At 59.3% G+C, this 6,911-nt stretch carries 10 protein-coding genes and 2 pseudogenes; 8 read left to right on the top strand and 4 right to left on the bottom strand.

Translation table 11 applies throughout. The features are described 5' to 3' along the window. Positions 1-97 (bottom strand): hypothetical protein (locus RCH10_RS27020; RefSeq protein ID WP_409054767.1); only part of this gene is annotated, 97 nt, incomplete at its 3' end. Here RCH10_RS27020 and RCH10_RS27015 point away from each other — a divergent pair. The 3 genes and pseudogenes from RCH10_RS27015 to RCH10_RS27005 form a co-directional block, all read left to right on the top strand. Next, the gene (locus tag RCH10_RS27015; protein ID WP_409054766.1) at positions 83-637 is read left to right on the top strand and encodes a divalent metal cation transporter; all 555 of its coding nucleotides are present in this window, start codon (positions 83-85) and stop codon (positions 635-637) included. The two genes, RCH10_RS27020 and RCH10_RS27015, sit on opposite strands and share 15 nt — an antisense overlap. An 81-nt stretch (positions 638-718) precedes the next feature. Further along, positions 719-862: pseudogene (locus RCH10_RS27010) on the top strand (chemotaxis protein CheB); the annotation flags it as partial. Positions 863-872: 10 nt separating this feature from the next. Further along, a pseudogene (locus RCH10_RS27005) lies at positions 873-1,409 on the top strand (helix-turn-helix domain-containing protein); the annotation flags it as partial. Positions 1,410-1,490: 81 nt separating this feature from the next. Here RCH10_RS27005 and RCH10_RS27000 read toward each other — a convergent pair. Further along, on the bottom strand, positions 1,491-2,243 hold the full coding sequence (locus RCH10_RS27000; protein WP_409054765.1) for a tyrosine-type recombinase/integrase: 753 nt from the start codon (positions 2,241-2,243) through the stop codon (positions 1,491-1,493). Between the two features lie 239 nt (positions 2,244-2,482). Continuing rightward, positions 2,483-2,818 carry a type I restriction endonuclease subunit M gene (locus RCH10_RS26995; protein WP_409054764.1) on the bottom strand — a complete coding sequence of 112 codons (336 nt, stop codon included), beginning with the start codon at positions 2,816-2,818 and terminating at the stop codon, positions 2,483-2,485. A 956-nt stretch (positions 2,819-3,774) separates the two neighbouring features. Here RCH10_RS26995 and RCH10_RS26990 point away from each other — a divergent pair. The 3 genes from RCH10_RS26990 to RCH10_RS26980 are packed head-to-tail and all read left to right on the top strand — an operon-like array spanning position 3,775 to position 5,109. Next, positions 3,775-4,035 (top strand): hypothetical protein, encoded by a 261-nt coding sequence (locus tag RCH10_RS26990; RefSeq protein ID WP_409054763.1) that lies wholly within the window; start codon positions 3,775-3,777, stop codon positions 4,033-4,035. A 1-nt stretch (position 4,036) separates the two neighbouring features. Beyond that, positions 4,037-4,756 (top strand): hypothetical protein, encoded by a 720-nt coding sequence (locus RCH10_RS26985; RefSeq protein ID WP_409054762.1) that lies wholly within the window; start codon positions 4,037-4,039, stop codon positions 4,754-4,756. After that, a complete protein-coding gene (locus RCH10_RS26980) occupies positions 4,753-5,109 on the top strand; it encodes a hypothetical protein (RefSeq protein WP_409054761.1) in 357 nt (118 codons plus the stop codon). Before RCH10_RS26985 ends, RCH10_RS26980 begins: the two co-directional genes overlap by 4 nt. Positions 5,110-5,114: 5 nt before the next feature. On the opposite strand, the gene RCH10_RS26975 is transcribed toward RCH10_RS26980, so the two are convergent. After that, complete coding sequence (locus RCH10_RS26975; protein WP_409054760.1) at positions 5,115-5,441, bottom strand: helix-turn-helix domain-containing protein; 327 nt, start codon at positions 5,439-5,441, stop codon at positions 5,115-5,117. A gap of 124 nt (positions 5,442-5,565) precedes the next feature. On the opposite strand from RCH10_RS26975, the gene RCH10_RS26970 reads away from it, so the two are divergent. Both RCH10_RS26970 and RCH10_RS26965 read left to right on the top strand, forming a co-directional pair. Beyond that, complete coding sequence (locus RCH10_RS26970; RefSeq protein WP_409054759.1) at positions 5,566-5,979, top strand: hypothetical protein; 414 nt, start codon at positions 5,566-5,568, stop codon at positions 5,977-5,979. Further along, entirely contained in the window at positions 5,976-6,767 is a 792-nt protein-coding gene (locus RCH10_RS26965; RefSeq protein ID WP_409054758.1) for a hypothetical protein, read from the top strand. Before RCH10_RS26970 ends, RCH10_RS26965 begins: the two co-directional genes overlap by 4 nt. Positions 6,768-6,911: the final 144 nt, after the last annotated feature.

Genomic DNA, 6,911 nt, shown 5'->3' with positions numbered 1-6,911 from the left:
CGATCTCGGGGCGCAGCGTGCCGGCCTCGTCGAACAGCTCTTCGGGCTTGTAGCTGCGCATCCAGTTTTCGAGGATTTGCACATGCGACGGGTTCATACCTTCTTTGGCATGGGCGTGTCCAACCTGATTGCCTTCTTCATCGTGCTGACGGCGGCGCTGGCGCTTCATGCCAAGGAAGTGACCGGCATCCAGACCTCGGCCCAGGCAGCCGCCGCGCTGAAGCCCATCGCCGGTCCGCTCGCCTTCTGGCTGTTTGCGCTGGGGATCATCGGCACCGGCATGCTGGCGATACCGGTGTTGGCCGGCTCCGTGGCCTATGCACTGGCGGGCACCTTCGACTGGAACGCCAGCCTGGAAGACAGGCCCGCGCGAGCGCGCGGGTTCTATGCGGTGATCGTGGTGTCGACGCTGCTGGGCATCGCGCTGGGCTTCACGCCGTTCGATCCGATCAAGGCACTGTTCTGGAGCGCGGTGCTCAACGGAGTCATCGCCGTGCCGGTGATGGTGGTGATGATGCTGATGGTGTCCAACAGGCGGCTCATGGGCCGCTTCACCGCATCGCGCAGGCTCATGGTCCTCGGCTGGGCCGCGACGGCGGCCATGGCGTTGGTGGTGGGCGCCATGCTCATGGTTTGACCGTCGGGCCATGCATTTGGCGTGGCGACCGCGACGTCAGCGCCCCACGAAAACGCCCGCCGCAATGCCTTACAGTGATTCATGGCGATTCAACAGGTACCGTTGCGGAACATCGTGGTTGTAGGGGCGTCCGCCGGTGGCGTCGAAGCACGGTCCAAACTGTTCAATGCCTTGCCGGCAGACCTTCTGGCGGCGTTTTTCGTGGTGTTGCACATTTCGGTCCACACTCCGTGCCGAACCGCGATGCGACGTGATCGGCAACCGTGTCTTCGTACTCGACCCGCTCGTCTACAGAAGCGCCGGCGTGACGACCGGCATCGACCTGATGCTTCAGCTCATCGCCGACGCGTGTGGCGAGCCTCCGGTGGCGAAGGTCGCACAGACGATGGTCGTGGCGTTGCGCCGCGGGCCGAATGATCCTGAGCTTTCGCCGTTTCTTGCCTACCGCAATCACCTGCACGCCGCACTGCACCGCGTGCAGGACGCCGTCAGCGAGCAGCCACACGACGACTGGAACGTTGCCCGCATGGCCGAGGTCGCGCACACCTCGGCACGACATTTGACGCGCCTTTTGTGGCGCATGCCGGGGTCGCACCGCTCACTTATTTGGGACGCCTGCGCCTGGCCAATGCGCAGCTGACCTTGGCATCGAGCGCCCACGTAACGGGCAGCCGAGCGGTCGGGATTCGGCTCAGACGCCCAGTTGCGCCGTGCCTGGCAGCAATTCGGACTGCCGGGCTCGCCTTCGGATCGGCAGGCACGACCGCATTGACTCTGCCGAAGCCTTTCGAGTGCTGGGCACCGCTTTGCGCAGCTTTGGCTATATGTCCGGAGATCGCTCGTTGGCGCGGGCTTAGAAGCGGAGCGCCGTTTTGGATGCGTTCATCTTGAACGGCGAGATGCCCCGGATATAGCGATGCACCGTACATTCCGACCTATGCCCCGTCTGCCGCTGGATCGCCCAGGTTGTCGCTCCCGCTTGTGCCGCTGCCGTCACCAATCCAGCTCGAAGACTGTGCGCCGAAAAGCCATCCGCTTTCAAACCACTCGCGAGCATCCGATCGCGAAGGATCGAGCCGACAGCAGCGTCACCCAACGCGCCCCCCACGCGTCCGTACCTGTCTACGCGTCGGAACATCGGCCGCAGCTCGGCGTCCTCCCGCTCGCGCTGAAGAATGTCCAACCACTTCTTTAAGGCCTTCACCGCACAAAGAGTGCCAAGCCCATAGGGCAGGGCGACCGTTCGACCGCGGCTGTGAGGGTCTGTCTTCGAGCGGCGCAGCGTCACCGTCACGCCGGACCGACTAAACACCAGATCCGCTGGCGCAATCCGAACGAGTTCTGAGCGGCGGAAGCCACCCGCGAAGCCGACCAACAAAAGCGCACGATCGCGCGCCGTGCGAACCACGCTGTGCTCCGGGCAAGAACGAACCAATGTCCGCAGCATTGCCAGCGTGATGGGCTTGGCCTGCGCCTGTGCCATCCCATGCACTCGCTTGATTCCCCGCAGCGTCGCGCGAATCAAAGTGGACTGTGTTGGCGACACCTGGCCGATGGCCGCATGTGCGCTGGCGATGGCCGCAAGCCGACGAATCAGCGTGCTCACCTTGAGCTTCTTGGCATGTGCAGCCAAATACTTGGCCACCTGCAGCGGCGTCGCTGGAATGCTGCCACCCCACTTCTTGAAGTGCCGTAGGTCCGACGCGTAAGCGCGCTGCGTGTTCGGCGCCAAGCTGCTGGCGATGTACGCCGCCACGCTGGATGCGCGTCGGGCCGGACCGTGCGGTCTGAGAGCTTGGCGGTGCGGCCGTCCGGCTTCGGTCCGCGCCATCTTCGGCCGCGCCATCAGTAATCCTCCGGCAACAAGAACGTTGTCGTGCCGCGGTTGGCTTCTGTCACGATCCAGAGCAGCGGCCGACTTGCCGGCGGCAAGTCTTCTGGTCCCATCGGATAAGACGACAAGATGCGAAGACCGAGCCGCGCGCCGAGTTCGTTCTGTCGCACGTCCACTGGATGCAGATCGCCCCAGTCGCCGGTCACATGGCGTTCCAGCAACCGCATCGGATCGATGCCGCACTGCTTGAGCGCGTACAGCGCTGTCGGCGTGGCGACAACTCGGCCGAGCGCAAAGAGTGGTCGAACGCCCGCGGCAGAGCGACCTCCAGCGATGGAAGATTTCATTGTTGACTTTCAAGTGGACGAACGAATGCCGCGTCTCGGGCACAGGCGTGCGCGTCCGTTTCGATCTCACGAGGAGATCAAACAAAGTGGCGGGGGATTTGGTAAAGAATGCGGCGAGCGCCGCATATTTGCTTGCAAAGCACGTTCGCTCAGCGCGTCAATTAAATGGTTGAAACAATACTTTAGAATTCGTCCAAGCTTGCATCAACGAATTGATGAAAAAGCCAAAAAAACGTGTTGTTTTTAATTATGCTACAATTTGGCGAAACGCGCAATATGGTCGTTTTTAGCTTAAAAGTAGAGATTTTTAAGCTCGTTTTTGGCTAAATTTATGAATTGCAAAGCCTGATCAAAGCGCTGATTGAGGGCAAATACATTGTCCCTGATTGCGTTTATGCCCTATCAGCCGGTTATTCAAACGCACCCTCTTGAGCGACGCTGGCAGTTCTTCGAGGCAATCTATTTCTCGGCGGCGCGGCCGTGGGTGATTGGGGAAATGGCGCCAACAATTGGCTTGACCGTCCAGCCTTTTGGGGCAACACAGAGCCAACGCGCCATCATTTCGAGTAGTTACGATACGCTGCGGTAACTGCAAGAACCAGCCGAGCATCGTCGTGCTCCTTATGCAATGAACGCCTTGCCACAGAGGTGCAACCAAGCGATTTAATCAGCTTGATCTGCGCAACCCTAAAGTCGTATTTATTGCTCAGGGTTTTTTAATAAATTTCCCGACGGCCTGCTAGCCCGTCGACCAAATCTTCAAAGCGTTTGGGTATCCGACTTGATTCGGAGGCCGACGCACGTTAAAAAACAAACCGATTTGAAAGGACATCGTGATGTGTGATCTCTTGAATACCAATTTGCCAACGGTCCGCTGCGCGCCGGCGGCCCCTTGCAATGCTGCACCTCTGTTTCAGATCGGTAGGCCATTCTTGACAACGGCAGCCACGGCACTGATGGCTTTGCACAAAGGCGGTCCGTCGATGCTGCTTACGCAGCATCAAAGCGGTGACTGGGGCGACGTAGACGTCGACGATGCCGCTGCCAACCAGCGGGCACTGGAGCGTGGTGGACGAATCGTCTCCGTGTACCGTTTGCTGGAACCGACTGTGCTCGCGCGAATGACCAGAGAAGAGCGTCGTCGCTCACCGACTGTCTGGGTCATCACCGAAGCGAACCGGTGGCGCACCACCGTCATGACGCCGCGGTGCTGCTGACATGCCGGCACAAACAACGGCGACCGGTTGTCGCGTGCAGCGCTACCACCCTGCACTGAACCTAGGCGACATGCTGACTGTCCATGCACAGCGCCAAGAGGCCGTGGAAGTCCACATGCGCCAGTCTTCAGCTGATTCCGCGTGTGCGCTGCACTGCGTGGCGATGGCGCTCATTGTCTTGAACATGGTGAAACGCTCCGCGGTTGTGGCGATGACGCACCGCAAGTACGGTGTGGCTGCCGACTTGTATGAGCTGTTGGGTCACACGTGGCTGCAAGGGGTGTTTGCGGCCGAGGTCGTGGAGGCACTGGAGGCGATGGAGCTGCCATTGCGTGTGCGTTGGGCTGACGGCTTCGACGCTGACACAGATGCGTTCGCTATCAATTCGCTGAAGCGAGGTCAGCTGACGATGCTGGCGTACGAAGCCAGCTGCAGCGAAAGACACCGTCACTTCGTGCTGGGCGTCGGCTGCGGCGGCGTCATGCACGGACGAGATTTGGCGATCGACTCGCTGCTGGTGCTCGATCCATCGATTGATGCGCTGCCGTTTTCTTGCTGCAACGCGATCTTGACGATGGACGACACCTTGCAAATGTCGAAGCGCCGCAAGTCAATCCAGTGGAGCTATGCGAGCTTTGGGGCATGCGAGCCGGTCCGTTTGATGTCGGCGATCTCGTTGGTCCCGCGAGAGCGCGGTTCGATCGGCTGGGTGTCGAAATGAGCGCGAGCGCCACGGCTGCAAAGCGGACGCTTCGACGCCATGAGCATCGGTCGGTTGCCGAACATCCGATGCGAGAACTGCTGCGTAGTCTGGCGACGCCGCCAAGCGATGACGTGAGCCATCAAGCCATCGCCGAGAACGCAGAGACGGTCATGGCTGTCTGCCAGAACGGTATGGCTGCGCTAGGTCATCTGCTGGCGCACTCAGCGCCTGTGATCGAGGACGGGACCATCGGTGCCGACAGTTTGGAGGCGCTCGGATGGTTGATGGCGGAGATTGGCGATCTGAGCGTTGAGTGCATGCAGCTTGCGGCGCGGCACCGAAAAGTTGCGGCCGTAGATGAAGCGTTTTGATTTCGCTAAAGCGCGGGCGGGCCTGGTAGCCTTTCCAGTATCTTGCGTACGGCCGCACGCTCCGCCTTGCTGGCGCTGCCATATCGAAACAAGAGACCGGCGATCTCGTCTTCAGGCGCGTACAAAAACGCTGCGGAAACGCCAAGAACCTTGGCCAGATTCTGAGCCGTTAGGTAGTCCGGCTTGTGGACGCCTAGCTCGTATCGATTGACCCGCGTACTGGCTACGAACTGGTCGATCCCGGCCTGAACGCCCAACTGCTTTTGCGAAAGCTGCGCCGCGATGCGCGCTTGCTTTAACCGTGCTCCCCACTGCCTATCAGCTTCTGACATTCGTAGCGCTTTGAAAGCCTACGAGATTCGTAATATTTGTATGATTCGGATACTACGAATAACGTAGCTACCAAAACGGCTGTCGAAGCCGGGTAGGCCTCATCTCTAACAACTAGGAAAATCGATGAATGCTTTTGTTGCTTGCCGCGGCTGCGGCGCCCAAATCCACGAAACCGCGTTAGCGTGCCCAAAATGCGGCGCTCCGCAAACGGCGCCGATAGCCGTCGCCGCAGGTCCGGTCGCCGCTGACTCGTTGCCAAGTGCTTATTACCAGGTGCGATGGTTCCGCCGTCGCTGGTTCTTGATCGTCTGTTTGCTCACTATTGCACCGATCGCCGCGCTGATCGCTTTGACGGGGGAGCTGTACTACGCAAGCAAGGGCGTTGTCAAAACTCTTCCGAAGAACTTCAAGACGTCGGTTCTGATTTTGTCTGCGTACTACGTCTACGCGCTGTTCTTTCCGGTCGGCTCGCACCAACAGATGATCTGCTTTCTGCTTTCACTTGCGCTTTCCGTGTTGATCGGAGTAAAGCGATGAGCGCCAACAAAGTTATGAAATGGCTGGCGCTCGTTGGGGCGACGGTTGCAATCGTCGGCTGTGCTGAATCAGTGCCAACTTGTTCGGATCAGCAGACGAAAGACCTTGTTGAACAGATCTTTTTCGAGGACGTTCCGCGGTCCCGTTCTCCGGCCGACCTCGCACAACGAGAGGCCGTTTGGCTAGAGACGGTGAAGAAGGTGGCCAAGATCACGCATCAGGCGGTCCGTACATCAGCGATCGACGAAAAGGTTGGCAAGATCAGTTGCGAAGCCACGTTGCTCGTCGAACTGCCGAACTACAAGGCATCAGCCGCGATTGAGTACACGTCTCAGTTGACGGACAAGAAAGAGCAATGGGTGCAGATGGCAGGGCACAAGCAGCTTGCTTGGGACACAGGGGCCATGGCGCGTACTGATGAATTCAAGCGTGCGGCTGCCGCGGTGGGGGTCGCCCAAGTGAAGCCAGCGAAGACATCAGCGGTATCGGTTTCATCCAAGCCGATCAACGGTGGTGGCGCGCCGAAGCCCGCTCAGAGAAACACGGTGGTGAATGCGACCATGGCGCGATTGGTCTGCGGTGATTACTGCCAACTCGAATACAAAACTGCAGAGGGGGAATTGAAGTCGACGCTTTGCACCGAGGCGCCAATTTGTAAGCAGTGGGAGCAAGATCCAAGTTCGTTCACAAAGCAGATCGGGTCGCACGCCACTCTTGGGATTGGATCTATGTACGTTCCTGAGGCTGGAAAGTCGCTTGACAGCATTCAAGAACTTGAATGGATGTAAAAAGGCCGACGGATAGGCACTGAGTTCGCAAACTGATCTGCGAGGGCGATGAGCCTGTCCTGAATTTTGTGTTCGAGGCATAGCATGACCCCAAGGAGCATGTATGCCGACGAGCAAGACGAAGACGAAGAACGCGGCGATCGC

It is taken from the genome of Variovorax sp. GrIS 2.14 (assembly GCF_046115955.1).
GTDB lineage: Bacteria > Pseudomonadota > Gammaproteobacteria > Burkholderiales > Burkholderiaceae_C > Variovorax.
Note: the sequence above shows the minus strand (reverse complement) of the source record. Positions and strands in the feature narration are given on the sequence as shown.

Bases quoted from the DNA above. Each gene is read 5' to 3' on its own strand.
- RCH10_RS27015 (WP_409054766.1), top strand. From the start codon at position 83: ATGCGACGGGTTCATACCTTCTTTGGCATGGGCGTGTCCAACCTGATT.
- RCH10_RS26995 (WP_409054764.1), bottom strand. From the start codon at position 2,818: ATGAAATCTTCCATCGCTGGAGGTCGCTCTGCCGCGGGCGTTCGACCA.
- RCH10_RS26990 (WP_409054763.1), top strand. From the start codon at position 3,775: ATGGCTTTGCACAAAGGCGGTCCGTCGATGCTGCTTACGCAGCATCAA.
- RCH10_RS26985 (WP_409054762.1), top strand. From the start codon at position 4,037: ATGCCGGCACAAACAACGGCGACCGGTTGTCGCGTGCAGCGCTACCAC.
- RCH10_RS26980 (WP_409054761.1), top strand. From the start codon at position 4,753: ATGAGCGCGAGCGCCACGGCTGCAAAGCGGACGCTTCGACGCCATGAG.
- RCH10_RS26975 (WP_409054760.1), bottom strand. From the start codon at position 5,441: ATGTCAGAAGCTGATAGGCAGTGGGGAGCACGGTTAAAGCAAGCGCGC.
- RCH10_RS26970 (WP_409054759.1), top strand. From the start codon at position 5,566: ATGAATGCTTTTGTTGCTTGCCGCGGCTGCGGCGCCCAAATCCACGAA.
- RCH10_RS26965 (WP_409054758.1), top strand. From the start codon at position 5,976: ATGAGCGCCAACAAAGTTATGAAATGGCTGGCGCTCGTTGGGGCGACG.